This is a genomic window from Streptomyces sp. NPDC093510 (genome assembly GCF_040683555.1).
Taxonomy (GTDB): Bacteria; Actinomycetota; Actinomycetes; order Streptomycetales; family Streptomycetaceae; genus Streptomyces.
Genome location: NZ_JBFBEE010000010.1, coordinates 150,391 through 172,901 on the forward strand (window position 1 = coordinate 150,391; position 22,511 = coordinate 172,901).

Below are 22,511 nucleotides of genomic sequence, written 5' to 3' on the forward strand. Positions count from 1 at the left end.
TAGCGGTGGGTGCGCGCGAGCGTCAATGGATTTGTCAGAACATTCTGACGCGGCCTGGGGGCCTACGGTCGTACGAGGAGCTGGAACTCGAAGGAGTAGCGCGAGGCGCGGTAGACGTGCGAGCCGAACTCGACCGCGCGGCCCGTGTCGTCGAAGGTGGTGCGCCGCATCGTGAGCAGCGGGGCGCCGGCCGGCTCGGCGAGCAGTCCGCCCTCCTCCGCGGTGGCCGCGCGGGCCCCGACGGACTGACGAGCGCTGTGCAGGGTGTGGCCGGCGGTACGCATGAGGCGGTAGAGGCCGGTGGCCTCCAGGCGCGCGCTGTCGAGGTCGAGGAGGCCGGTGGGCAGGTGGTTGCAGAGGTGCGCCATGGGTTCGCCGTGCGCGAGCCGGAGCCGCTCGACGACGTGCACCTCGCCGCCCTCGGCGATCCCGAGCGCCGCCGCGACCTCGGCGGTCGCGGGCTCCAGGGCGTTGCGCAGGACACGGGTCTCGGGGCGCTGTCCGGCGGCCTCCAGGTCGTCGTAGAGGCTGCTGAGCTCCAGGGGGCGCTTGACCTGGCTGTGCACGACCTGCGTGCCGACGCCGCGGCGCCGGACGAGCAGGCCCTTGTCGACGAGGGACTGGATGGCCTGGCGGACGGTGGGCCGGGACAGGCCGAGGCGTCCGGCGAGCTCGATCTCGTTGCCGAGGAGGCTGCCCGGGGTCAGGGCGCCGCGTTCGATCGCCGCTTCGAGCTGCTGGGCCAGCTGGAAGTAGAGCGGGACGGGGCTGCTGCGGTCGACGCCGAGCCGGAGGTCCACCGTGGGGTCCTGGACCGGCTTGTCCTGAGCTGCTTTGGCGACTGGTTTGGACACGGGGCGAGCGTAGTCCCAGGAGATGATGACGGGAAGTTCTTAAGTTCTGTTGTCCGGACAAAGGATTGACAGGGCGGTCCGGCGTCGCGAGGGTGGGACCATGCGCATCGGACTGATCGGAACGGGCCGTATCGGCACCTTTCACTCGGCCGTCCTCGTCCGTCATCCCGACGTGACGTCCCTGGTGATCGCCGACATGGATGCCGCGAGGGCGGCCGATCTCGCGGCGCGGACCGGAGCGACCGCGGTGCCCTCGGCCGACGAGATCTTCGCCGCCGGGATCGACGCCTTGGTGATCACCGCGGCGACCTCGGCGCACGCCGAGCTCATCGGCAGGGCGGCACGGGCCGGTCTCCCGGTGTTCTGCGAGAAGCCCATCGCCCTCGACCTGCCGGGCACGCTGGCCGCCCTCGCCGAGGTCGAGGCCGCGGGTACGGAGCTGCAGCTCGGCTTCCAGCGGCGCTTCGACGCGGGGTACGCGGCGGCCCGCGAGGCGGTGCGCGCGGGCCGACTCGGACGGCTGCACACCGTGCGGGCGATCACCTCGGACCCCGGGCCGCCCCCGGCCGCGTACCTGCCGCTCTCCGGTGGCCTCTACCGCGACTGCCTGGTCCACGACTTCGACATCCTGCGCTGGGTGACGGGGCACGAGGTCACGGAGGTGTACGCGACCGGCTCCGACGCGGGCCCCGCGATGTTCCGCGAGGCGGGTGACGTCGACACGGCGACCGCGGTGCTCACTCTCGACGACGGCACGCTCGCCACGGCCACCGCGACGCGCTGCAACGGCGCGGGCTACGACGTACGCATGGAACTGGCCGGGGAACGTGACCAGTTGGCGGTCGGCATGGACGAGCGCACGCCCCTCACCTCGGCGGAACCGGCGGGCCCGCCCGCGCCGGTCAAGCCCTGGCCCGGCTTCTTGGAGCGCTTCGCACCCGCGTACGAGGCGGAGCTCGCGGCCTTCGTCGAGGTTGTGCGGGGCGAGCGGGCGAACCCCTGCGACGGCCGTGAGGCGCTGCACGCGCTGCGGATCGCGGAGGCGTGCGAACTGTCGCGGCGGGAGCGGCGGTTGGTGCGGATGGCGGAGATCACGGAGTTGGACGGGGCGCAGGGATAGGGGCGCCTGAAGTGGGCCCGCGTGCCCCCTTCAGGCCGTCAAGATTCAGGCCGTCGAGATTCAGGCCGTCGAGAGCACCGTCCCCTGCGCGATCGCGCACAGCGTCTCCCCGCCCTCGCCGCCGACGGTGAACAACTCGCAGCGCACCACCGCCTGGCGGCGGCCCGAGTGGGCGACGACGGCGCGGGCGACGAGCGTGACGCCGGTCGCGGGACGTACGTACTGGATGGAGAAGCCCGTGGTCAGCACGGCGGGGCCAAGGGTGGTGCCGGCGGCGAACGTGATGCTGTTGTCCGCCGCGTAGGCGAGCACGCCGCCGTGCACGAAGCCGTTCTGCTGGTGCAGTTCCTCGCGGATGCCGATCTCCAGCGTGGCCGCGCCCTCGCCGAACAGCGTGACGCGGGCCCGGACGAGGCGGCTGAACGGCTGGGCGTCCAGGACCTTCTGGGCCATGCCGAGGTCGATGGGGTCGGGCGGTGACGGGTCGGCGGGCGGTGGCTCGTCGGGTGGCGGCGCGGGCGAGGTCTCGGTCATGACCGACTACTACCACCGCACGGGAAGCCGCCGCATCCCCCTGATCAGTGTCCCCGGCAGCCACTCCCCCGGCGGCCCGTCCGGGGCGAGGTCGGGGCAGCGCTCCAGAAGCGAGCCGAGCGCGACCTTCGCCTCGATCCGGGCCAGCGGGGCGCCCAGGCAGTAGTGCAGGCCGTGCCCGAAGGCGACGTGGCCCTGCGGGGCGCGGCGGATGTCGAAGCGGTCGGGCTCGGGGAAGCGTGCGGGGTCCCGGTCGGCCGCGGCGAGCCCGATCCGCACGACGGCGCCTGCCGGGATGACGATGCCGCCCAGCTCGGTGGGTTCGGTGGCGAAGCGGTACGTCGCGCACTCCACCGGTCCCTCGAAGCGCAGCGCCTCCTCGATCGCGCCGTCCAGGAGGCTCATGTCGGCGCGCAGGGCGGCGAGTTGGTCGGGGTGGGTGAAGAGGGCGTGCACGGCGTTGGCGATCAGGTTGACCGTCGTCTCGTGTCCGGCGATCAGCAGCACGAAGGCCATGGCGCGCAGCTCGGCGGGTGAGAGACGGTCACCGTCCTCGTCGCCCGTGGTGCGGATCAGCGCGCTCAGCAGGTCGTCGCCGGGCGCGGAGCGGCACTTGTCGTCGACCAGCTCCTCCAGATATCCGGCGAGTTCCACGAAGGAGGCGCGCTCGGCCTCCTGGGTGGGCGACGCCACGACGCCGTTCGACATGCGGCGGAAGGCGGTGCGGTCGATGTCGGGGACGCCGAGGAGCTCGCAGATGACGGTGATGGGGAGCGGGAAGGCCAGCGCTTCGAGGAGATCGGCGCGGCGGGTCCGTGCCGTGCCGCCACCGGTGAGCATCGCGTCGAGGAGGTCGTCGGTTATTCGCTGGATGTAGGGCCGCAGGGCCTCCACACGGCGCGCGGTGAACTCGCGGGTGACGAGCTTGCGCAGGCGGGTGTGGTGGGGCGGATCGGCGATGAGCAGATGCGAGCCGATCAGCTCCTCCTCGTGGAAGGCGAAGTCGGCGGTCGCCGCGGACTTGGCGAAGCGGGGGTCGGTGAGCGCGGCCCTGCACTCTTCGTACCCGACGACGAGATATGTGTCGCCGATGTCTTCCGGAGGTGGCAGGCGGACGCGGTGGACGGGTCCGAGGGCGCGCAGCTCCGCGTACACGGAGTGGGGGTCCTCTCTGAACCGCTCGCCGTACGTCGCCAGGTCGATGCTCTCCGCCATGCGGTTCTCCTCCAGGGTGCTCATCCGCTCAACGTGCCGGTCTCGGCGATCAGTTCCCCGTCAGAACCTGTCCTTTCCCGGGAGATCGCCGTCGAGGAGTCCGGCGTCGTGTGCCAGCAGCGCGATCTGCACCCGGTTGTTGAGGTCCAGCTTGGTGAGGATGCGCGAGACGTGTGCCTTGACCGTGGCGATGCTCAGGAACAGCTGGGCCGCGATGTCCGCGTTGGACCCGCCGCGGCCGACCGCGACGGCCACCTCCCGCTCCCGCTCCCCCAGCGTGTCCAGCCGGTCCAGCGCCCGTCGTCTGCGGTCCAGTTGCGGGTCGACGCCGGTCACCTGGGTGATGAGCTGCCGGGTCACGGTCGGTGAGAGCACCGGTTCCCCGGCGGCCACCGCGCGCACCGCGGCGACGATCTCGGCGGGTGCGGTGTCCTTGAGGACGAATCCCGCCGCTCCGGCGCGCAGGGCCCGCAGCACCTGCTCGTCGGCGTGGAACGTGGTGAGGACGATGACCTCGGGGGCGCCGGGACGTCTGCGCAGGGCCTCCGTGGCGGCGAGGCCGTCCATCGTGGGCATGCGGATGTCCATCAGGACGACGTCCGGGCGGACTTCGCCGACCAGCGGGGCGACCTCGGTGCCGTCGCCCGCCTCGCCCACGATCTCGATGTCGTCCGCGCCGCCGAGCATGAAGGAGAGCCCGGCGCGCACCAGCGGATCGTCGTCGACGAGCAGCAGCCTGATCGGTTTCATGACGCCCACGGTAGCCAGGCCTCCAGGTGGAAACCGCCGTCGGGGCCGGGTGCGTGGGCGAGCCTGCCGCCCGCGAGGGACGCCCGCTCGGCGAGACCGATCAGGCCCTGCCCCGAGCCGGGCACATCGGGTACGTCGCCGGGCGGCGCGGGGTTGCGTACGGACAGGGTCAGACCCTCGCCGGGGGTGCCTTCGACGGTCACGGTCACCTCGGAGCCGGGGGCGTGTTTGCGGGCGTTGGTCAGGCCTTCCTGGGCGATGCGGTAGGCGGTGCGGCCGAGGGCGGCGGGCACGGCTTCGGGGTCGGTGACGCGGTTGTCGATGACGACCTTCATGCCCGCCTCGCGGGACTCGGCGACCAGGGTCTCCAGGGCGGCGAGGGTGGGCTGCGGGCGGCCCGAGGCGTCGGCGTCGCCGCCGCGCAGGACGCCGATGACCTGGCGCAGGTCCTGCAGCGCCTCGTGGGAGCTCTCCCGGATGACGCCCGCCGCCCGGGCGATCTCCGCGCGGGGCGCGTCCGGGCGGAACTCCAGGGCCCCCGCGTGCACGCTGAGCAGGGTGAGGCGGTGGGCGAGGACGTCGTGCATCTCGCGGGCGATGTCCTCGCGGGCGAGCCGCTGGGCCTGTTCGGCGCGGAGCGCGGCCTCGTTCTCGGCGCGGACGGCGCGGTCGCGCAGGCTGAGCAGCAGCTCGCGGCGGGAGCGCACGAACATGCCCCAGCCGACGACCGCGACGGTCAGCAGGACGCCGAAGGCGATGGCGACCCCGTACGGCATGTCGGCGTCGGGGCGCAGCCAGTAGGTGAGCGGGAGCACCGCGACCGAGGCGCCGCCGACCCACGCGACGTACCGGAACGGCCGGTGCACGGCGAGGGTGAAGAGGGCCACCGCCGCGGCGCCGCCCGCCGTGTCGGAGGCCACCCCGACCGGCACCATCGCGAGGGCGAGCCCGAACGGCCACCGCCTGCGCAGCCAGACGGCGGCGCAGGCGAGTGCGCCGATCACCTGGTCGAGCTCGGCGACCCCCTGGGAGACGTGCGGGTTGCCGCTGACCGCGTCGGCTCCGATCATCCCGATGAGGACGGCGACGGAGAAGCAGCTGAAGTCGGTGATCCAGTCGCGCACGGTCCGCCGGGACGGGCGCCCCGCGCGCCCCGGGTCGAACTCGCGGGCGATGGCGGAGGGCAGCGTCCACGGGCGTCTGGCCAGGGGCCCGCTCGGGGGCACGCCCAAGGGCCGGGGCGCGGGTTCGGCCGCCGGGCCCGGCTCGGGCCGCCGCGTGGGATCAGTACCGCTCATGGTCGACAAATCTACGCACCCCAGGCGGGCGCGGACGGAGCTCGACCGTGATCGTCCACCAAAGTCGCGCGGCCGACGACTTTCGGACCGTCGCACGGGCAAGATCCTCGCCCCACGGCGGATGTCCGCGGGAAAGGCGCGGGCCGAGGATCTTCCCCATGAAGGATGTGAAGCGGCTACTGGATTTTCTCGGTGTGATCCTGCTGTTCCAGGGCACGGTCGGCCTGGTCCACCGGCTCACCGGCGAGCTGCACGGGTGGGGCCTGGTGCAGCGCATCGGCTTCCTCGACGGCTATGAGACGTATGCGAGCGTGGCGCTGACCGTGCTGGCCTGCGCGCTGTTCGCCGCCGTGCGGAGTCCGCGGCCGGAGTGACTCAGCAGCCGTGGTCGACCAGGTCGAACGAGGCGTAGTGGTCGGCGGTGTAGTAGTCCTCCTGGCTCTTCTCGCCGGTGACGATGCGGCGGGCGCCGCGGTCGTCGGAGCCCGGCGTGATGACCGTGTACTCGTGGTAATAGCCGGAGCTCTGCTGCGGCAGCTCACCCTCGCGGTTCTGGAAGACGGTGCCGTCCTGCGGGAACGGGTAGGGGCCGCCCGCCTCGATCAGGTCGAGGGTGTCGTGCGCCTGGGAGGGCAGGGCGGAGTAACAGATCTCGCCGACCGCGGCGGTGGAGTACGCGGCCGAGGCGACGGGTGCGGCCGGCGCGGCGCTCGCGGTGGCCGCGACGGGGCCGCCGAGGAGGAGGGCGGCGGCAAGGGCGGTGGCGCCGAGGAATCGGCTTCGTGGGGGGATTCGCATGGGTCCAGTGTGACGCGCGTAGAGGTTGGCGTGTCAACGTCAAGTCTGTGAAGTTTTCCGGGAGTTAACCATCCGCCGCCGCCCGGCCACTCCACCGCCATGGGCCACTCCACCGCCACGGGCCACCCCGCCGACACATGGCATCCGTTCCTAGTAACTGCCGTACTCAGGACGCCCCTCTCGCTCGTACGTGCTGATGACGACTCCCCTGGACGTCGTACGTGAGCGCGTGTGCCGGAAAGCGGTGGGGAGAGTGCCGTCCGCGAAGAGGCGTTTGCCGGTGCCGAGGGCGACCGGGAACGTCAGGAGGTGCAGGGTGTCGATCAGGTCGTGCGCCATCAGGGAACGGGCGAGGCCGCCGCTGCCGTGCATCTGCAGCTCGCGGCCCGGCTGCTCCTTGAGCGCGGTGACGTCCTTGACCAGGTCGTCGCGGCCGATGATCCGGGTGCCCTGCCAGTCCGCGCCGGTCAGGGTGGTGCTGGCGACGTACTTGGGCAGGGAGTTGAGCCGCGAGGCCACCGGGTCGTCGGGGTCCGTCATCCTGGGCCAGTACCCGGCGAAGATCTCGTACGTGACCCTGCCGAGCAGGAAGGCGTCGACCTGGTCGAAGACCTCGTTGACAAAGGAACCGAAGTCCTCGTCGCCGTAGGGCACCGACCAGCCGCCGTGCTCGAAACCGCCGCTGCGGTCCTCGTCCGGGCCGCCCGGGGCCTGCATGACGCCGTCGAGGGTGACGAACTGGGTGAGTGTGAGCTTCATGGCGAGCACCTTCCTTCTTCTCGGGTCTTCGCTGCGACGGTCCCGGGGGGCCGTCTCCCACCCACTCAGACTCCGCGGCCGCCAGGAAGTCATCGGCCGCCCGCGCCCGCGGAGATGCGTGTCCGATGACCGCCAGCCCTCATCCGCCTCGGCGGCTTTCATTGAACACGCAAGCACTTCTGGCAGTCAGCACTGAAGTGACGAAGTGACGAAGTACGCGGAAGAGGTACGGACATGTCTACTCTCACCGGCAGGACGGCTCTGGTCACCGGCGGCAGCCGCGGCATGGGTGCGGCGATCGCGCTGCGCCTGGCCGAGGCGGGCGCCGACGTGGCGATCACCTACGTACGGGACGAGGGCGCCGCCCAGGAGGTCGTCGCGAAGATCGAGTCGATGGGGCGCCGCGGTATCGCCCTGCGTGCGGACGCGGCGGACGCCGGGGACGCGGCGGGCGCGGTCGACCGCGCGGCCGACGACCTGGGCGGCCTGGACATCCTGGTGAACAACGCGGGGATCGGTGTGCTCGGACCCGTCGGCGATCTGACGCTCGCCGATATCGACCGGGTCATGGCGGTCAACGTACGAGGGGTCTTCCTGGCATCCCAGGCGGCGGCCGCCCGGCTCCGCGACGGCGGCCGGATCATCACCATCGGCAGCTGCATGGCGCAGCGGGTCCCGGGCCCCGGCGGCACCCTCTACGCGACGAGCAAGGCCGCGCTGATCGGCCTCAACAAGGCGCTGGCACGGGAGTTGGGCGGGCGCCGCATCACGGCAAACCTGGTGCAGCCGGGTCCGATCGACACCGACATGAACCCGGTGGACGGCCCCTTCGCCGACGGCCAGAGCGCCATGACGGCCCTCGGCCGCTTCGGCTCCGCCGACGAGGTGGCGTCCCTGGTCGGCTATCTCGCCGGCGACGACGCCGCGTACATCACGGGCACGGAGCTGTCGGTGGACGGCGGTCACGCGGCCTAGACCCGGGGCCGGGAGCACGGCTTACGGGGTGGCCACCCATGTCGCCGTCAGGTCGGCGCAGCGCGGTGCACGACGCCTTCCTCGTGGGGCAGGGCTTCGGCCAGCAGGACGGTGATGGCCTCCATCCAGTCGATGGACGCTTCGTAGTCGACCGAGAAGTGCGTGACGCCGGTGTACTCGATCCGGTGGGCAGGGCGATGCCGGCGAGTTCCAGGTCCTTGACGCACCGCGCGCTCGTGTGGTCGTAATGCCCGGCCTCGGACGCGAAGGCCCGGGCCCCCTCGGGAAGCGCGTCCCGGAATCCGGGAAGGCGGCCAAGTAGGCACGCGCGTCGGTCCGGAACCCGTGGAGCTCCGGGTCCCATGGGTGTCGGGCGCACCGGGGCTGTCCACCCGGTGCGCCCCACGTTCTGCGGGGGCGGATCAGCCGCCCAGCTCCTGGTGGCGGGCGGCCAGCTTGGCCGCGCCGCTCTCGGTCAGCGAACCGAACAGGCGCAGGCGGGAGATGCCGCCGTCCGGGAAGATGTCGATGCGGACGTGCGTGCCGACGACCGGCGCGTCCAGGACGAAGCGGTGGTTGGTGTCGGGCTGGAGGCGGGTGCGGGGCAGCGCCTCGGTCCACTCCCCCGTCTCGCCGTCACGTACCGAGAGGGACGCCCAGCCCGCCGAGTTGCCCTTGAGGTAGGCCGTGTCGATCTCGACGGCGCGGATCTCCGACTGCTGGACGAGCCGGTAGCGGATCCAGTCGTTGCCGGTGTCGCGGCGGCGGCGGGTCTCCCAGCCGTCGTCCATCTTGCGGGAGCGGCCCGGCTGGATGGTGTTGGTGGCCGGGGAGTAGAAGCGGTCGGAGGCGTCCTCGACCTGGCCGCCGTTCTCCAGGGCGACGACGTCGAACGTGCCGAGCGCGGCGAGCCACTTGGGGTCGGCGACGACCTCGCCGTAGACGCGGAGGCGGGCGATGCCGCCGTCCGGGTGCTGGTTGACGCGCAGGTGCGTGAAGCGCTGCTCGACGTCGACGGCGAAGCCGTTGGCCGCGTGGCCGCCGACGGGCGTGCGCGGGACGAGGGTCATCCACTTCACGTCGTCGCCGCAGAGCTCCTCGGGCGTCGGCGAACCGTCGACGCTCGTGCCCTCCACGGAGACGGCCTGCGGGTAGTTGCCGCGGAAGTGGGCGGTGTCGATGACGATGCCGCGTACGATGCCGGGCGCGCCGAGCCGCACGAGCGCCCAGTCGTGGTCGTCCTCGGTGGGCCACGGGTGCTCACCGGACACACCGCGCCGGCGGCGGGTCTCCCAGCCGTCCATGACCTTGCCCTTGTGGCCGAAGTGCTCGGGGTCGAACACGGCGGGGTGGGCGAGCAGCAGGTTCTCGCGCATCGCGAAGAACTCGTCGTTGGCGGCGATGACACCTGCGCCGAGCTGCCGGTCGGCGAGGTTGGCGTACTGGGTGAAGGGGAAATCGGCCGTGCGGTAGTCGGCGTAGGGCTCGCCGCCGCCGTAGGGGCTGGCGTCGCCGGTGAAGTGCGCCGGAGAAGATATGTGCTGCGCCGTCATCGTTCAGTTGTTCCTTTCCAGAAGTCGGCCCGCGGGTTCGCTGAACTCGCCGCCGTGCAGGATGCGTTCGCCGCGCAGCCAGGTGGACCTCACGACGCCGCTGAGGGTCTTGCCCGCGTACGCCGTGACTCGGTTCCGGTGCTGGAGCTCCGCGGGATCCACGGTGAAGGTCTCGTCGGGCGCGAGGACCGCGAAGTCGGCGTCGCGGCCCGCCTCGATGGCGCCCTTCCGGTCGAGTCCGACCAGCTGCGCGGTGCGCGTCGACATCCAGCGCACCACGTCGTCGAGGGAGTGACCGCGCTTCCTGGCCTCGGTCCACACGGCGGGCAGGCTCAGCTGGAGGCCGGAGATGCCGCCCCACGCGGTCGCGAAGTCGTCGGTCTTCAGGTCGGCGGTGGAGGGTGAGTGGTCCGTGACGACGCAGTCGATGGTGCCGTCCGCGAGCGCCTCCCACAGCAGGTCCTGGTTGCCGGCCTCGCGGATGGGCGGGCAGCACTTGAACTCGCTGGCGCCGTCCGGGACTTCCTCGGCGGTCAGGGTGAGGTAGTGCGGGCAGGTCTCGACGGTCAGCCGGACACCCTCGCGCTTGGCGGCGGCGACGAGCGGCAGCGCGTCGGAGGAGGACAGGTGCAGGACGTGCACGCGGGCGCCGATCCGCTTGGCGACGGCGATGAGGCCCTCGATCGCGGTGTCCTCGGAGATGCGGGGCCGGGTCTGGAGGTAGTCCGCGTACTTGGGGCCGCTCTTGTGCGGGGCGGCGTCCAGCTCGTGCGGGTCCTCGGCGTGGACGATGAGGAGTCCGCCGAAGCCGGCGATCTCGGCCATGGAGGCGGTGAGCTGGTCCTGGTCGAGCTCGGGGAACTCATCCACGCCCGAGGGCGAGAGGAAGCACTTGAAGCCGTAGACGCCCGCGTCGTGCAGCGGCTTGAGGTCCTGGACGTTGTCGGGGAGGGCGCCGCCCCAGAAGCCGACGTCGATGTGCGCCTTGGGGCGGGCGACGTCCTGCTTGGTGCGCAGGTTGTCCACCGTCGTCGTCGGCGGCAGGGAGTTGAGCGGCATGTCGACGAGGGTGGTGATGCCGCCTGCGGCCGCGGCGCGGGTGGCGGTCCAGAAGCCCTCCCACTCCGTGCGGCCCGGATCGTTCACGTGGACGTGCGTGTCGACCAGGCCGGGCAGCAGGGCGTCGTCCCCGAAGTCCTCCAGGCGCGCGCCCTCCGGCACTTCGGCGTCGTACGCCCCGACGGCCACGATCCTGCCGCCGGAGACGGCGACCGAGGCGGCCCGGGTACCTTCCGGGGTGACGACACGGGTCGAGCGGAGCACCAGCTCCACGTCCGCACCCGCCGTCGCGTCCACGTCCACGTCCTTCTCGGACACCCGCGTCCCCTCTCTTCTGTTCCGCTACACAGACCTTTTGTTTCCGCTTAACGGAATTCAACGTTCTGTTGAAGGAGTTTTCACGCTCGGGCCGACGGCGTCAAGGGTGGGCTTTCGCGGACGCCTCCGCACTGGACGTTTCCACAGAGTGGAATTAGGATTCCACTTGCCAGAACGTAGCTACACACAACGAAAGCGCCGAGGGATCGCGGGACAACCCCGCGAAGACACGGACAAACGCCCCCTGACCGGCGGCGACGGCAGGCCGAGCAAGAGTCCTCGTGAACAACCGACCGGTAGGCTGCTTCCTTGCCCGCCAGCACCGAAAGGAACGCGCCGTGCCGACGTCAAGCGCCAGCGACGCCCCTGCTGAAACCGCCGCCTCCAAGAGCCCCGCCGCGAGCGGTGGCGTCCAGTCCCTCGAGCGCGCCTTCGATCTGCTCGAGCGGATGGCGGACGCGGGGGGCGAGGTCGGCCTCAGCGAACTGTCCGCCAGCAGCGGCCTGCCGCTGCCCACGATCCACCGCCTCATGCGCACGCTGGTCGCCTGCGGGTACGTGCGCCAGCAGGCCAACCGCCGCTACTCCCTCGGCCCGCGCCTGATCCGCCTCGGCGAGTCCGCGTCGCGGCTGCTCGGCACGTGGGCGCGGCCCTACCTCGCCCGCCTCGTCGAGGAGACCGGCGAGACGGCGAACATGGCACTGCTCGACGGCGACGAGATCGTGTACGTCGCGCAGGTGCCGTCCAAGCACTCCATGCGGATGTTCACCGAGGTCGGCCGGCGGGTGCTGCCGCACTCCACGGGCGTGGGCAAGGCGCTGCTCGCGCACACGCCGCCGGAGGAGGTCCGGGCGCTGCTCGCCCGCACCGGGATGCCGGCCGCCACGGAGAAGACGATCACCACGCCCGAGGGGTTCCTCGACGCGCTGGAGGTCGTGCGCCGCACGGGGTACGCGGTGGACGACAACGAACAGGAGATCGGCGTACGGTGCCTCGCCGTGCCGGTGCCCAACTCCCCCACGGCGGCGGCGATCTCCATCTCCGGCCCCGCGGGCCGCGTGACGGAGGCGGCCACGGACAAGATCGTGCCGGTGCTTCAGCAGGTGGCCGTGGAGCTGTCCTCGGCCCTGGTCAACGCGGGAGCCGGCTCCTGAGCCCTGGGCGGAGCTCGGGGCCCTCAGAAGTGTCCCCTGTGCCCTTTTGGGGCCCGCGAGTCAGCGTGAGGCCAGCGTGAAGTCCTGCGGGGTCAGGTTGCGGAGGGTGCGGCGCAGGCGCCTCGGAGGCGTGGGGGGTCGGACCGTGAGGACGGCGCACGGGGCGTGGGCGCGGACGTAGCGGTGCGTCCGGGTCGTGCGGTGCCTGCGGGGACCCACACCGAGGACCAGGAGGTCGTCGGGGTGCGTGGCGAGGTCGCACAGGGCGTGACCGGGGCGGGCCCTGACCACCCGGCGTTCGGTCGCCACGCCGGGCGGCGTACCGCCGAAGACCTCATCGAAGGCGCGGTCCAGGCGGGCCCGCGCCGCCGCCTCCCAGTGCCGGGCCCACGCGCGGTCCGGGTGGCGCAGGTAGAGCGCCTCCCCCTCCGGCGGCTCCCAGGCCATCACCGCGACCAGCACGCGGCCCCCGCGCCGGGCCTGCTCCGCACCGGCCCGCAGCGCCGCGAGGCTCGCGAGCGAACCGCTGACCCCCACCACGACGCGACCCGCCACGACACGACCCGCCGCACCGGCGGTCCCCGGCCATGCCACCATCGGTCTCCCCTTCCCACACCAGTTCCCATGCCAGTTCCCCCGGCCGTGCTCTCCGAACGGCAGTCTGTACGCTGATTGGCCTGGACAGCAGGGCCAATCAGCGGGAGTTGGCATGGCAGACGCACGAGTGGTCCGCACGGTGGACAGGAGGCTGGGCAGCCGCCAGCTGGCCGGTCTGCTGACCGGCGCCGTGGGCGAACGTCCCGGCTACCGCGCGCTCGCCCACGGCGTACGCACCCTCCTGCTCGACGGCCGCATCCCGCTGCACACCAGGCTGCCGGCCGAGCGCGAGCTGGCGTCCGCGCTGACGGTCAGCCGGGCCACCGTGACGGCGGCGTACGACGTGCTGCGCGAGGGCGGCTACGCCCGCAGCCGCCGCGGCGCGGGCACCTGGACCGAGCTGCCGCAGGGGCAGCGGCCGGCCAACGTGGCGGCGTTCCCGGCGGGCGACGGCGTCCTGGACCTCGCGATAGCGGCGCCCGGCGCCCCCGAGGCGGAGCTCCGCGCGGCGCTGGCCGCGGCGGGCGCGATGCTGGCCGAGCACGCGTCGACGCCGGGCTACCACCCGTACGGCATACCGGAGTTGAGGGCAGCCGTCGCCGAGCGCTTCACGCGGCGCGGCCTGCCCACGCTCCCCGATCAGATCCTGATCACCACCGGCGCCCAGCACGCGCTGTCCCTGACCCTGTCCCTGCTGGGCCGGCAGGGCGACCGGGTCCTCGTCGAGAACCCGTCGTACCCGAACGCCCTGGACGCGATCCGCGGCGCGGGCCTGCGGGCGGTTCCGGTGCCGGTCACGGAGGAGGGGTGGGACTGCGGGCTCGTCGAGTCGTCGCTGCGGCAGGCGGCGCCCCGCCTCGCCTACCTCGTACCGGACTTCCAGAATCCGACGGGCAGTCTGATGCCGCGCGAGCAGCGGGTGCGGATTCTGCAGACGGCCCGCGCGACGGGCACCTGGCTGCTGATCGACGAGACCGTCGCCGACATCGCCCTGGACGGGCCGCCGCCCGCCCCCTTCGCCTCGCTCGCGCCGCACGGCGTGGGCGAACAGGTCGTGACCTTCGGGTCGTTGAGCAAGTCGCACTGGGGCGGGCTGCGGATCGGCTGGGTGCGGGCCGGGTCGCGGCTGATCACCGAGCTGGCGACGAAGCGGGTGCCGGGCGACATGGCGACGCCCGTCATCGAGCAGCTGGTGGCGCTGCATCTGCTGCGCGGCATGGACGACGTACTGCGCGAGCGGCTGCCCCGGCTGCGGGCCCAGCGCGATGCCCTCGCCGCGTCGCTCGCGCGTCACCTGCCGGAGTGGCGCTGGCGGCTGCCGCCGGGCGGGCTCTCGCTCTGGGTGGATCTGGGGCAGCCGGTCGCGTCCGCCCTGGCCCGTGCGGCGCTCGCGCAGGGCGTACGGATCGAGGGCGGCTCCCGCTTCGGAGCGGACCCGGGCACGCACGAACACCGCCTGCGCATCCCGTACACGCTCCCCGCGGACCTGGCCGACGAGGCGGTGCTCCGTCTGGCCACCGCCCTCACCACCGATCTCGACCCCACCGCAGGCCCCACGGCCCCGCGCCCCTGGGTGGCGTGATCCACATCGCACACAGGACCGCAGAACCGCAGAACCGCAGGACCGCAGAACCGATTCCGCAGCCCCGGTGTCCGCGGTTCAGCGCGGGCCCGGCGGGTCCCCGAAGAGTTCCACCGCGATCCGGACCGACGCCAGGCCCGCGGCGAGGGCGCTGACCGAGCCGATCGCGCCGGCGACGAGCAGCAAGGACCTGCGCATCCTCGGGATCTCGGGGGCGCCGCCGTACGCCATCTCCGCGAGGGCGGCCAGTTCGTCCTCGGCGATGCCACGGTCCGTGAACTCGGCCGGGTGCGCGGCGAGTTCACGTCGCAGCCGGGCCACAGCCGCACGCAGTTCCGCCACCCGTGGGTCCTCGTCGCTCCCGGTCACTCGCCTCTGCTCCACACTCCGCAACACAGCTCTCCCCCTCGCACGCCTTCGTGCGGCTGTTCTCGTTCATCTTTCGGCGGCCCGTGAGGCGCTGGTCAGGCACCGGGGGCCGCGGGTCAGTAAACCGCCCCTGATACGGGATGCGCCACTTCGCGCCGGCCCCGCGGCGTGTATCCAGGAGTCATGACGACAGAACGGATCACAGAGCGGTCGGCGGGGCGGTCGGGAGAGCGGGCGGCGGAGGTCGTCGGGCTGCTGCTCGCCGCCGGGGGCGGCCGGCGTCTCGGCGGGCGGCCGAAGGCCCTCCTGGAGCACCGGGGCAGGCCGCTGGTGGAGCACGCGGTGCGGGTGCTGCGCGACGCCGGGTGCGAGCGTGTGCACGTGGTGCTCGGCGCGTCCGCCGACGCCGTGCGCGAGCGGGCCTCGCTCCCCGACTGCGTACTGATCGACAACCCGGAGTGGGAGGAGGGCATGGGCTCGTCTTTGCGGGCCGGGCTCGCCTCGCTCGCCAGCACCGGCGCGTCCGCCGCACTGGTGTCGCTCGTCGACCAGCCGGGGATCGGTGCCGCGGCGGCGGCCCGGGTGCGTGCCGCGTACCGCTCGCCCGCGACGCTCGCGGCGGCCTCGTACGAGGGGCGGCGGGGCCACCCGGTCCTGTTCGGCTCCGAGCACTGGGCGGGGATCGGGGCGAGTGCGGTCGCGGACCGGGGGGCACGCGACTACCTGCGGGCGCACGCCGAGGCGGTCACGCTGATCGAGTGCGGCGATGTGGCCGAGGCGTACGACATCGACACGGCGGACGACCTGATCCACTTGGAGTGACCGACGTGGCACTCAGCGACACGTTCTGTCGACGAGAAGAATCTCGACGTCAACAAACCATTGAACTTCCACCATGAGGAAACTAGTATCCACTGACCAGAAGGCCCGTTACCTCGGACGGGGCCCCGCAGCCGTACCTCGGCTCCTGTGGCACCCAGTGCCACCGTGTCTGCCCGGCGGCTCGCCCGGCACCGTCCGTGCAGCTCTCTGAAGGAAGTGACAGCTCATGTCCGCACTAGCGCCGTCGCCGCTGGCCATCGTCGACGCAGAGCCCCTGCCCCGGCAGGAAGAGGTGCTCACCGACGCGGCCCTCGCCTTTGTGGCCGAGCTGCACCGGCTGTTCACGCCCCGGCGTGACGAGCTCCTCGGCCGGCGTGCCGAGCGCCGTGCCGAAATCGCCCGCACCTCCACCCTGGACTTCCTCCCGGAGACCGCGGCGGTCCGCGAGGACGACTCCTGGAAGGTCGCCCCGGCCCCGGCCGCGCTGAACGACCGCCGCGTGGAGATCACGGGCCCGACCGACCGCAAGATGACCATCAACGCGCTCAACTCGGGCGCCAAGGTCTGGCTCGCCGACTTCGAGGACGCCTCCGCCCCCACCTGGGAGAACGTCGTCCTCGGCCAGCTCAACCTCACCGACGCCTACGAGCGCCGCATCGACTTCACGGACGAGCGCACCGGCAAGTCGTACGCCCTGAAGGGTACCGACGAGCTCGCGACCGTCGTGATGCGGCCGCGCGGCTGGCACCTGGACGAGCGGCACCTCCAGGTCGACGGCAAGCCGGTCCCCGGCGCGCTCGTCGACTTCGGCCTGTACTTCTTCCACAACGCCAAGCGCCTCATCGAGCTCGGCAAGGGCCCGTACTTCTACCTCCCGAAGACGGAGTCGTACCTGGAGGCGCGCCTCTGGAACGACATCTTCGTCTTCGCGCAGGACTACGTCGGCATCCCGCAGGGCACGGTCCGCGCGACCGTCCTGATCGAGACGATCACCGCCGCGTACCAGATGGAGGAGATCCTCTACGAGCTGCGCGACCACGCGTCGGGGCTCAACGCGGGCCGCTGGGACTACCTCTTCTCCATCGTCAAGAACTTCCGTGACGGCGGCTCGAAGTTCGTCCTGCCGGACCGCAACCTGGTCACCATGACCGCCCCGTTCATGCGGGCGTACACCGAGCTCCTCGTCCGCACCTGCCACAAGCGCGGCGCGCACGCCATCGGCGGCATGGCCGCGTTCATCCCGTCCCGCAAGGACGCGGAGGTCAACAAGGTCGCGTTCGAGAAGGTCGAGAACGACAAGGACCGCGAGGCCGGCGACGGCTTCGACGGCTCGTGGGTGGCCCACCCCGACCTGGTCCCGATCGCCATGAAGTCGTTCGACGCGGTGCTCGGCGACAAGCCGAACCAGAAGGACCGCCTGCGCGAGGACGTGCGGGTCTCGGCCGCCGACCTGATCGCCATCGACTCCCTCGACGCGAAGCCCACGTACGACGGCCTGGTCAACGCCGTCCAGGTCGGCATCCGCTACATCGAGGCGTGGCTGCGCGGCCTCGGCGCCGTCGCCATCTTCAACCTCATGGAGGACGCGGCCACCGCGGAGATCTCGCGCTCGCAGATCTGGCAGTGGATCAACGCGGGCGTCGTCTTCGAGACCGGCGAGACGGCCACCGCCGAACTGGCCCGCAAGGTCGCCGCCGAGGAACTCGCCGCGATCCGCACCGAGATCGGCGACGAGGCGTTCGCGGCGGGCAAGTGGCAGCAGGCCCATGACCTCCTCCTCCAGGTCTCCCTGGACGCGGACTACGCGGACTTCCTGACCCTCCCGGCGTACGAGCAGCTGCGCTGACGTCCCGCGACACACATGAGCAGGCCCCCGGCACCGCACAGCGCCGGGGGCCTGCTTCATGCGCGCGGGGAACTGCGCGACAAGCCACCGACGGCCCGCGGCCTGCTAACCGAGATGCGCCGACCAGTCCTGCTCCGCCGCGGGCTTCCCGTGCAGATCAGGGACCCGCTTCAGCCAGGCGGGACGGCCTTTCTCCGTGGCGGCCGCACGCCTCGCGTCCGCGGCGGCCAGCTCACCCCGGCTGGGAAAGTCCACCGGCAGCCATGCCGCGGAGCACCGGGCGCGGGCCAGCAGGAAGGCCACGTACGCCGCACGCACCTCGTCCGGTGACGTGAAGCCGGGCTCGTCGGCGAGCCACGCGTCGGGCACGAGGCCCACGATCTCGTGGAGCACGGCCTCCGTGACGAGCGGCGCCAGCTCGGCATCGGCGGCGGCCGTGTCCGGGCCGTAGACGCCGAGGGCGTGGTGGCGGAAGTCGTACGCCTTGTCGGGCGGCGTCGCGCCCCAGCGGTGGTGGAAGACCAGGGCGGCGCCGTGGTCGATGAGCCACAGCTTCGGCTCGTGGACGCCGAAGGTGGGCCAGACCATCAGGTTCGAGCTGTGCACCGTGCGGTCGACGTTCGCGGTGAGGGCGTCGAGCCAGACGACCTTGCCGGCCTCCAGCGGGTCGACGTCGATCGCCTCGGGGGTGAAGTCCCGGGCGCCCGGCAGCAGATCCATGCCGAGGTTGCGGCCCGCGCTGGCGTGCAGCAGGTCCTGGACCTCCTGGTGCGGTTCGTCGGCGGCGACCGCCGGGTCGAAGTCGACGAGGACCAGCTCGGGGAAGCGCAGGCCGAGGTGGCGGGCCAGCTCTCCGACGATGATCTCGGCGACCAGCGCCTTGCGGCCCTGGGCGGACCCGGTGAACTTGACGACGTACGTGCCGAGGTCGTCGGCCTCGACGACGCCGGGCACCGAGCCGCCTGTGCGCAGGGGTTCGACGTAGCGGGTCGCGGTGACTTCTCTCAGCATCTCCCACGGCTCCAGGGCGTGTCTGCTTGCGTGGTGATCATAGTAAGCGCGGAAGTCCCCTCCCCGGCCTCACCCGGACGGACCGGCCGGGCGGTCGGGCCGCGGAGGCCGAGGCGACCATGGAAGGAGCCGGAAGCAGCATCCGGCCATCCCTCCGAGGAGCCGGAACCGTTCGCCGCGCTAGCCGGCTCCTGAGCCTGCGCTGGTGACAAGGGGAGAGTCCTGTGGCCGATGAGGAGCTGCTTGCTCCCGTCCATACCCGCGAGGCCGCGCGGGCCGCGGAGCAGGGACGCGTCGACGAGGCCCGCGGCCTGCTGAAGAAGGCTCTGCTGGCCGACAGCGCGTACGAACCCGCGTGGCTGTGGCTGGCCTGGCTCGTCACCGACGACAGGCACCGCAAGTACTGCCTGGAACAGGCGGTGGACGCCAACCCCGAGAGCGAGGCCCACGCCCGGCTGCACCGGCTGCGCAAGGTGGCCTCCGCTCCGCCGCCCGAGGTCGAGGACTTCGCCGAGCCGCCGCCGCCTCCCGAGCCCGCGCCGGCAGGACCCGCCCGGCGCCGCCGCGTCGCGCGGGCGGCGATCGCGGCTGCGGCCGTGGCGGTGGCCGCTGCGGTCGTCCTGTTGTCGGTCCGGGCGCTGGAGGACGAGCCCGCACCGGTGCACGTGGCCGTGGTGGCCGGCCTGACCGGGCCGGGAGCCGAAAGCGGTCGGGCGGTGCTGCGCGGGACACGGTTCCACATCGACCAGATCAACAGCAACGGAGGGGTCGCGGGCCACCCCGTCCAGGTACTCGTCCACGACGACAAGGACGACCCGGAAACGGCCCGCCGGGTCGCCAGGAAGATCGTCGACGACGGGCGGGCGGCACTGGTCGTCGGCCATACCGTCAGCGGCACCGCGATCGCGGCCGGGCCGGTCTACGCGGACGCCGGCATCGCGGCCATCACGCCCACGGCGACCGCGGACGCCATCACCCGCGACAATCCCTGGTTCTTCAGGACCACCTTCACCAACCGCTACCAAGGCGCCTTCATCGCCGGCTATCTGAACGGGGTCGAGAAGGCCGGGACCGCGTCGGTGATCCACACCGACACCGACTACGGGCGCACCCTGGCCGACGGTTTCCGGCAGGCGTTCACCGGCATCGGCCGGGTGCGGCGCACCGCGAGCATCGGCCTCACCACGGACTCCGGGTTCGACGCACGCGTCGCCGAGGCGGTCGCCGCCGTGAAGGCGGACGGTTCGGCCGGTCCTGTCGTGCTCGCCATGCACGAGGACGCCGCCGAGCGGACCCTGGTGGCGTTGCGCGGCGCGGGTGTCCGCGGCACCGTCGTCGGCGGCGACGCGCTGAGCAACGACGCCTTCGTCGGCAGTCTGCGAAAGGCCCCTCAGGAGAAGAAGACGGGAGCCCTGACCCGCGAGCTGTACCTCGCCTCTCCCCTGATGGCCGACAGTCTCAGCGGTGAGGCCCTGAGGTGGGCCGAGTCGTTCCGTGCGGTCCACGGCTCCCCGCCGTCCTGGCCCGCCATGGCCGCCCAGACGTCGATCGACGTGGCCGTCGAGGCCCTGAAACGCTCCGGCATGTCGAAGGGCAGGCCGGGCGCGGAGGACCGGAAGGCCGTGCGGCGGAGCCTGGAGGCCATGAACAGTCCGCAGAGGGGCGTGAAGTGCCTCCACGGGCTGATGTACTTCGACGCCTTACGCTCCTTGCCGCAGCCGGTGACCATGGGCGTCGTCCGACGGGGCAAGGTGGCCTCCGCCCCCATCCAGCTCGTGCCCTCCGACACGGCCAGGGACCTCGACGCGGCGACGGAGGTCGAGGCGGACCACTCGGTGCGCGTCGCGGACCAGGTGCTCGTCCGCCAGCAGTTGGTGACCACGGGGTTCAACTTCAACGAGGTCAGCGCGCTGGACACCGAGGAGGAGACCTTCGACGCGGACTTCTTCCTGTGGTTCCGCTACCGCGGCAGCGACGACGCGACCGCGGTCGAGTTCGTCAACGCCGCGGATTCGGACCTCGCGCTGGGCCCTGCGGTCCGCTCCTCGGAGCACGAGGGAATCAAGTACCGCCTCCACCGGGTCACCGGGACCTTCAAGGCGTCGCTGGACTTCCACCAGTTCCCCTTCGACCGGCAGTACTTGGCCATTGCCCTGCAAAATCGCAAGCACTCCGCGTCCCATGTGGTCTACGTCGGGGACCGCAAGGTGCTGGAGCAGGACCAGGCGGAGGCGCTGCGCAGCGGCAGCGACGTCAACTCCTCCATCGACCGGCTGTCCGGGTGGAAGTCGTCCCGCCTGGATCTGTACAAGGCCACCGTGGGAAGCACGGCCGCGCTGGGCGACCCGGCCGTGACCGAGGAGAGCCCCGGCATCTACTACGGGCAGTACGTGGCGGAGGTGACCATCGAACGCGACCTCGGGTCGTTCCTCCTCAAGAACATGCTGCCCTTGGCGCTGCTCGCCATGGTCACCTACGCCTCGCTGTTCTTCGCCCGGGAGAAGACCTACATCAGCAGCCGCATCTCCATCGGCATCACGGCGATCCTGAGCACGGCCGTCCTCCTGACCGCCGTCACCGGCTCCCTGCCGGACGGCGTGGAGTACACCGTGGCCATCGAGTGGGGCTACTACGCCTTCATCTTCCTGGCCGGCACCTGCGTCCTCGCCGCCCTGCTCAGCGGCCGGCTGGCCGCGAAGAACGATCTCGTCGGCTGGCGCAAACTGAACATCGCGTTCCGTATCTGCTACCCCCTCTACTGCCTCGCGATCGTCCTCGCCTACGTCGTGGCCTTCGGCTGAGTCCCGGCCCCGGTCCCGGCCCGCGCGCCGCGCGGCATTGTGCGCCATGTCCGCTCTTGTCATGATGGCCCGGCATGGACGACGACTCGCTTTCCGTTCCGCTGGCGCAGGCGTACGACGCAGCGCTCCTCGATCTCGACGGCGTCGTCTACGTGGGGCCGCACGCGGTAGAACACGCCGCGCACTCGCTGGCCCGCGCCGAGGCGCTGGGCATGCGCCTGGCCTACGTGACCAACAACGCCTACCGAACGCCCCTGGAGGTCTGCGAACACCTCCGCAGGCTCGGCCTGCCGGCGACGGAGGACGACGTCGTGACGTCGGCCCAGGCCGCGGCCCGCCTGGCCGCGGAGCTGCGCCCACCGGTCGCCCGGGTGCTGGCCATCGGGAGCGAGGGCCTGGTGGCCGCGTTACGGGCGTACGGTCTGGAGCCGGTCCGGTCGGCCGACGACGACCCCGACTGCGTCGTCCAGGGCTTCGCGCCGACGGTCAGCTGGCGCGAACTGGCCGAAGCGGCCTACGCCGTGGGCCGTGGCGTGCCCTGGATCGTCACCAACGCCGACCTGAACGCGCCCACGCACCGGGGCACCGCGCCGGGCAACGGCGCTCTCGCCGACGTGGTGCGGGCCGCCACCGGCGCCGTCCCCACGGTGGCGGGCAAACCGTCCGCCGCCCTGCTGCGGGAGGGCGCGGCCCGGACCGGCGCCCGGCGCCCCCTCATGGTCGGCGACCGGCTCGACACCGACGTGGAAGGTGCGCGGAGGGCGGGGTTCGACAGCCTGGTGGTCCTCACCGGTGCCACCACGCCGCACGACCTTCTGACCGCCCCGGAACACCGCCGCCCCACACATCTGGCGGCGGACCTGCGCGGCCTGCTCGCACCCGCGCGCCGCGTCGAGGAACACGCCGGAGGCCATCGGTGCGGTGGCTGGCTGGGCCGTGTGCGCGACCGCGAGCTGGTGCTGACGGGGCAAGGCGGTCCCGAGGACGCCCTGTGGGCGGCGTGCCGGGCCTCGTGGTCGGCGCCCGAACCCCCGTCGACGACGACGGCCATGGAGACGCTGGCCCGGTGCGCGCGGGGACCGGCCATGTGAGGAGC

General features: G+C 72.2%; 22 protein-coding genes. 9 read left to right on the forward strand and 13 right to left on the reverse strand.

Annotation, left to right across the window (positions count from 1 at the left end):
* Positions 1-62: 62 nt before the first annotated feature.
* Positions 63-800: a GntR family transcriptional regulator gene (locus AB0N81_RS17965; RefSeq protein ID WP_365359499.1), complete on the reverse strand. Its 738-nt coding sequence runs from the start codon at positions 798-800 to the stop codon at positions 63-65.
* A gap of 154 nt (positions 801-954) precedes the next feature.
* Between AB0N81_RS17965 and AB0N81_RS17970 the strand changes: the two genes are divergently transcribed.
* Complete coding sequence (locus AB0N81_RS17970; protein WP_365359239.1) at positions 955-1,974, forward strand: Gfo/Idh/MocA family oxidoreductase; 1,020 nt, start codon at positions 955-957, stop codon at positions 1,972-1,974.
* A 60-nt stretch (positions 1,975-2,034) separates the two neighbouring features.
* On the opposite strand, the gene AB0N81_RS17975 is transcribed toward AB0N81_RS17970, so the two are convergent.
* The 4 genes from AB0N81_RS17975 to AB0N81_RS17990 all read right to left on the reverse strand — a co-directional run bounded on the left by AB0N81_RS17975 (position 2,035) and on the right by AB0N81_RS17990 (position 5,771).
* Positions 2,035-2,427, reverse strand: coding sequence for a PaaI family thioesterase (locus tag AB0N81_RS17975; protein WP_365359501.1), 393 nt, complete (start codon positions 2,425-2,427; stop codon positions 2,035-2,037).
* A gap of 90 nt (positions 2,428-2,517) precedes the next feature.
* On the reverse strand, positions 2,518-3,723 hold the full coding sequence (locus AB0N81_RS17980; protein WP_365359503.1) for a cytochrome P450: 1,206 nt from the start codon (positions 3,721-3,723) through the stop codon (positions 2,518-2,520).
* 60 nt (positions 3,724-3,783) lie between these two features.
* A complete protein-coding gene (locus AB0N81_RS17985; protein WP_365359241.1) occupies positions 3,784-4,473 on the reverse strand; it encodes a response regulator transcription factor in 690 nt (229 codons plus the stop codon).
* Positions 4,470-5,771 (reverse strand): sensor histidine kinase, encoded by a 1,302-nt coding sequence (locus AB0N81_RS17990; protein WP_365359243.1) that lies wholly within the window; start codon positions 5,769-5,771, stop codon positions 4,470-4,472. The genes AB0N81_RS17985 and AB0N81_RS17990 overlap by 4 nt, the downstream gene beginning before the upstream one ends.
* Positions 5,772-5,938: 167 nt before the next feature.
* Between AB0N81_RS17990 and AB0N81_RS17995 the strand changes: the two genes are divergently transcribed.
* Positions 5,939-6,145, forward strand: a complete 207-nt coding sequence (locus AB0N81_RS17995; protein WP_365359504.1) for a hypothetical protein — start codon at positions 5,939-5,941, stop codon at positions 6,143-6,145.
* 1 nt (position 6,146) lies between these two features.
* Here AB0N81_RS17995 and AB0N81_RS18000 read toward each other — a convergent pair whose 3' ends face one another.
* Positions 6,147-6,569, reverse strand: a complete 423-nt coding sequence (locus tag AB0N81_RS18000) for a ribonuclease domain-containing protein (protein ID WP_365359245.1) — start codon at positions 6,567-6,569, stop codon at positions 6,147-6,149.
* 150 nt (positions 6,570-6,719) lie between these two features.
* Positions 6,720-7,328: a dihydrofolate reductase family protein gene (locus AB0N81_RS18005; RefSeq protein ID WP_365359247.1), complete on the reverse strand. Its 609-nt coding sequence runs from the start codon at positions 7,326-7,328 to the stop codon at positions 6,720-6,722.
* A gap of 234 nt (positions 7,329-7,562) precedes the next feature.
* Between AB0N81_RS18005 and AB0N81_RS18010 the strand changes: the two genes are divergently transcribed.
* Complete coding sequence (locus AB0N81_RS18010) at positions 7,563-8,303, forward strand: SDR family oxidoreductase (protein ID WP_365359249.1); 741 nt, start codon at positions 7,563-7,565, stop codon at positions 8,301-8,303.
* A gap of 47 nt (positions 8,304-8,350) precedes the next feature.
* Here AB0N81_RS18010 and AB0N81_RS18015 read toward each other — a convergent pair whose 3' ends face one another.
* The 3 genes from AB0N81_RS18015 to allB all read right to left on the reverse strand — a co-directional run bounded on the left by AB0N81_RS18015 (position 8,351) and on the right by allB (position 11,233).
* The gene (locus tag AB0N81_RS18015; RefSeq protein WP_365359251.1) at positions 8,351-8,530 is read right to left on the reverse strand and encodes a hypothetical protein; all 180 of its coding nucleotides are present in this window, start codon (positions 8,528-8,530) and stop codon (positions 8,351-8,353) included.
* 195 nt (positions 8,531-8,725) lie between these two features.
* Positions 8,726-9,856, reverse strand: coding sequence for an allantoicase (gene alc / locus AB0N81_RS18020; protein WP_365359253.1), 1,131 nt, complete (start codon positions 9,854-9,856; stop codon positions 8,726-8,728).
* Positions 9,857-9,859: 3 nt separating this feature from the next.
* Positions 9,860-11,233, reverse strand: coding sequence for an allantoinase AllB (gene allB / locus AB0N81_RS18025; RefSeq protein WP_365359255.1), 1,374 nt, complete (start codon positions 11,231-11,233; stop codon positions 9,860-9,862).
* 338 nt (positions 11,234-11,571) lie between these two features.
* On the opposite strand from allB, the gene AB0N81_RS18030 reads away from it, so the two are divergent.
* The gene (locus AB0N81_RS18030; protein ID WP_365359258.1) at positions 11,572-12,387 is read left to right on the forward strand and encodes an IclR family transcriptional regulator; all 816 of its coding nucleotides are present in this window, start codon (positions 11,572-11,574) and stop codon (positions 12,385-12,387) included.
* 60 nt (positions 12,388-12,447) lie between these two features.
* On the opposite strand, the gene AB0N81_RS18035 is transcribed toward AB0N81_RS18030, so the two are convergent.
* On the reverse strand, positions 12,448-12,984 hold the full coding sequence (locus AB0N81_RS18035; RefSeq protein ID WP_365359260.1) for a universal stress protein: 537 nt from the start codon (positions 12,982-12,984) through the stop codon (positions 12,448-12,450).
* A gap of 112 nt (positions 12,985-13,096) precedes the next feature.
* Here AB0N81_RS18035 and AB0N81_RS18040 point away from each other — a divergent pair, with 112 nt between their 5' ends.
* On the forward strand, positions 13,097-14,566 hold the full coding sequence (locus tag AB0N81_RS18040) for a PLP-dependent aminotransferase family protein (RefSeq protein ID WP_365359262.1): 1,470 nt from the start codon (positions 13,097-13,099) through the stop codon (positions 14,564-14,566).
* A 78-nt stretch (positions 14,567-14,644) separates the two neighbouring features.
* Here AB0N81_RS18040 and AB0N81_RS18045 read toward each other — a convergent pair whose 3' ends face one another.
* Positions 14,645-14,962 (reverse strand): DUF5955 family protein, encoded by a 318-nt coding sequence (locus AB0N81_RS18045; protein WP_365359264.1) that lies wholly within the window; start codon positions 14,960-14,962, stop codon positions 14,645-14,647.
* 156 nt (positions 14,963-15,118) lie between these two features.
* On the opposite strand from AB0N81_RS18045, the gene AB0N81_RS18050 reads away from it, so the two are divergent.
* Entirely contained in the window at positions 15,119-15,757 is a 639-nt protein-coding gene (locus tag AB0N81_RS18050; protein ID WP_365359266.1) for a nucleotidyltransferase family protein, read from the forward strand.
* 226 nt (positions 15,758-15,983) lie between these two features.
* Positions 15,984-17,603 (forward strand): malate synthase A, encoded by a 1,620-nt coding sequence (gene aceB, locus AB0N81_RS18055; RefSeq protein WP_365359268.1) that lies wholly within the window; start codon positions 15,984-15,986, stop codon positions 17,601-17,603.
* 105 nt (positions 17,604-17,708) lie between these two features.
* Here aceB and AB0N81_RS18060 read toward each other — a convergent pair whose 3' ends face one another.
* The gene (locus AB0N81_RS18060) at positions 17,709-18,614 is read right to left on the reverse strand and encodes a HipA family kinase (RefSeq protein WP_365359270.1); all 906 of its coding nucleotides are present in this window, start codon (positions 18,612-18,614) and stop codon (positions 17,709-17,711) included.
* Between the two features lie 224 nt (positions 18,615-18,838).
* Here AB0N81_RS18060 and AB0N81_RS18065 point away from each other — a divergent pair, with 224 nt between their 5' ends.
* Positions 18,839-21,415, forward strand: coding sequence for an ABC transporter substrate-binding protein (locus tag AB0N81_RS18065; RefSeq protein WP_365359272.1), 2,577 nt, complete (start codon positions 18,839-18,841; stop codon positions 21,413-21,415).
* 74 nt (positions 21,416-21,489) lie between these two features.
* Complete coding sequence (locus AB0N81_RS18070) at positions 21,490-22,506, forward strand: HAD-IIA family hydrolase (RefSeq protein WP_365359274.1); 1,017 nt, start codon at positions 21,490-21,492, stop codon at positions 22,504-22,506.
* The last annotated feature ends 5 nt before the right edge of the window (positions 22,507-22,511 follow it).

What these genes read in the sequence shown, in the direction of transcription:
- AB0N81_RS18010 (WP_365359249.1), top strand. Translation starts at nt 7,563, where the DNA reads ATGTCTACTCTCACCGGCAGGACGGCTCTGGTCACCGGCGGCAGCCGC.
- AB0N81_RS18000 (WP_365359245.1), bottom strand. Translation starts at nt 6,569, where the DNA reads ATGCGAATCCCCCCACGAAGCCGATTCCTCGGCGCCACCGCCCTTGCC.
- AB0N81_RS17980 (WP_365359503.1), bottom strand. Translation starts at nt 3,723, where the DNA reads ATGGCGGAGAGCATCGACCTGGCGACGTACGGCGAGCGGTTCAGAGAG.
- AB0N81_RS18005 (WP_365359247.1), bottom strand. Translation starts at nt 7,328, where the DNA reads ATGAAGCTCACACTCACCCAGTTCGTCACCCTCGACGGCGTCATGCAG.
- AB0N81_RS18070 (WP_365359274.1), top strand. Translation starts at nt 21,490, where the DNA reads ATGGACGACGACTCGCTTTCCGTTCCGCTGGCGCAGGCGTACGACGCA.
- AB0N81_RS18040 (WP_365359262.1), top strand. Translation starts at nt 13,097, where the DNA reads ATGGCAGACGCACGAGTGGTCCGCACGGTGGACAGGAGGCTGGGCAGC.
- aceB (WP_365359268.1), top strand. Translation starts at nt 15,984, where the DNA reads ATGTCCGCACTAGCGCCGTCGCCGCTGGCCATCGTCGACGCAGAGCCC.
- AB0N81_RS17975 (WP_365359501.1), bottom strand. Translation starts at nt 2,427, where the DNA reads ATGGCCCAGAAGGTCCTGGACGCCCAGCCGTTCAGCCGCCTCGTCCGG.
- AB0N81_RS17990 (WP_365359243.1), bottom strand. Translation starts at nt 5,771, where the DNA reads ATGAGCGGTACTGATCCCACGCGGCGGCCCGAGCCGGGCCCGGCGGCC.
- AB0N81_RS17985 (WP_365359241.1), bottom strand. Translation starts at nt 4,473, where the DNA reads ATGAAACCGATCAGGCTGCTGCTCGTCGACGACGATCCGCTGGTGCGC.
- AB0N81_RS18060 (WP_365359270.1), bottom strand. Translation starts at nt 18,614, where the DNA reads ATGCTGAGAGAAGTCACCGCGACCCGCTACGTCGAACCCCTGCGCACA.
- AB0N81_RS18050 (WP_365359266.1), top strand. Translation starts at nt 15,119, where the DNA reads ATGACGACAGAACGGATCACAGAGCGGTCGGCGGGGCGGTCGGGAGAG.
- AB0N81_RS17970 (WP_365359239.1), top strand. Translation starts at nt 955, where the DNA reads ATGCGCATCGGACTGATCGGAACGGGCCGTATCGGCACCTTTCACTCG.
- alc (WP_365359253.1), bottom strand. Translation starts at nt 9,856, where the DNA reads ATGACGGCGCAGCACATATCTTCTCCGGCGCACTTCACCGGCGACGCC.
- AB0N81_RS18035 (WP_365359260.1), bottom strand. Translation starts at nt 12,984, where the DNA reads ATGGTGGCATGGCCGGGGACCGCCGGTGCGGCGGGTCGTGTCGTGGCG.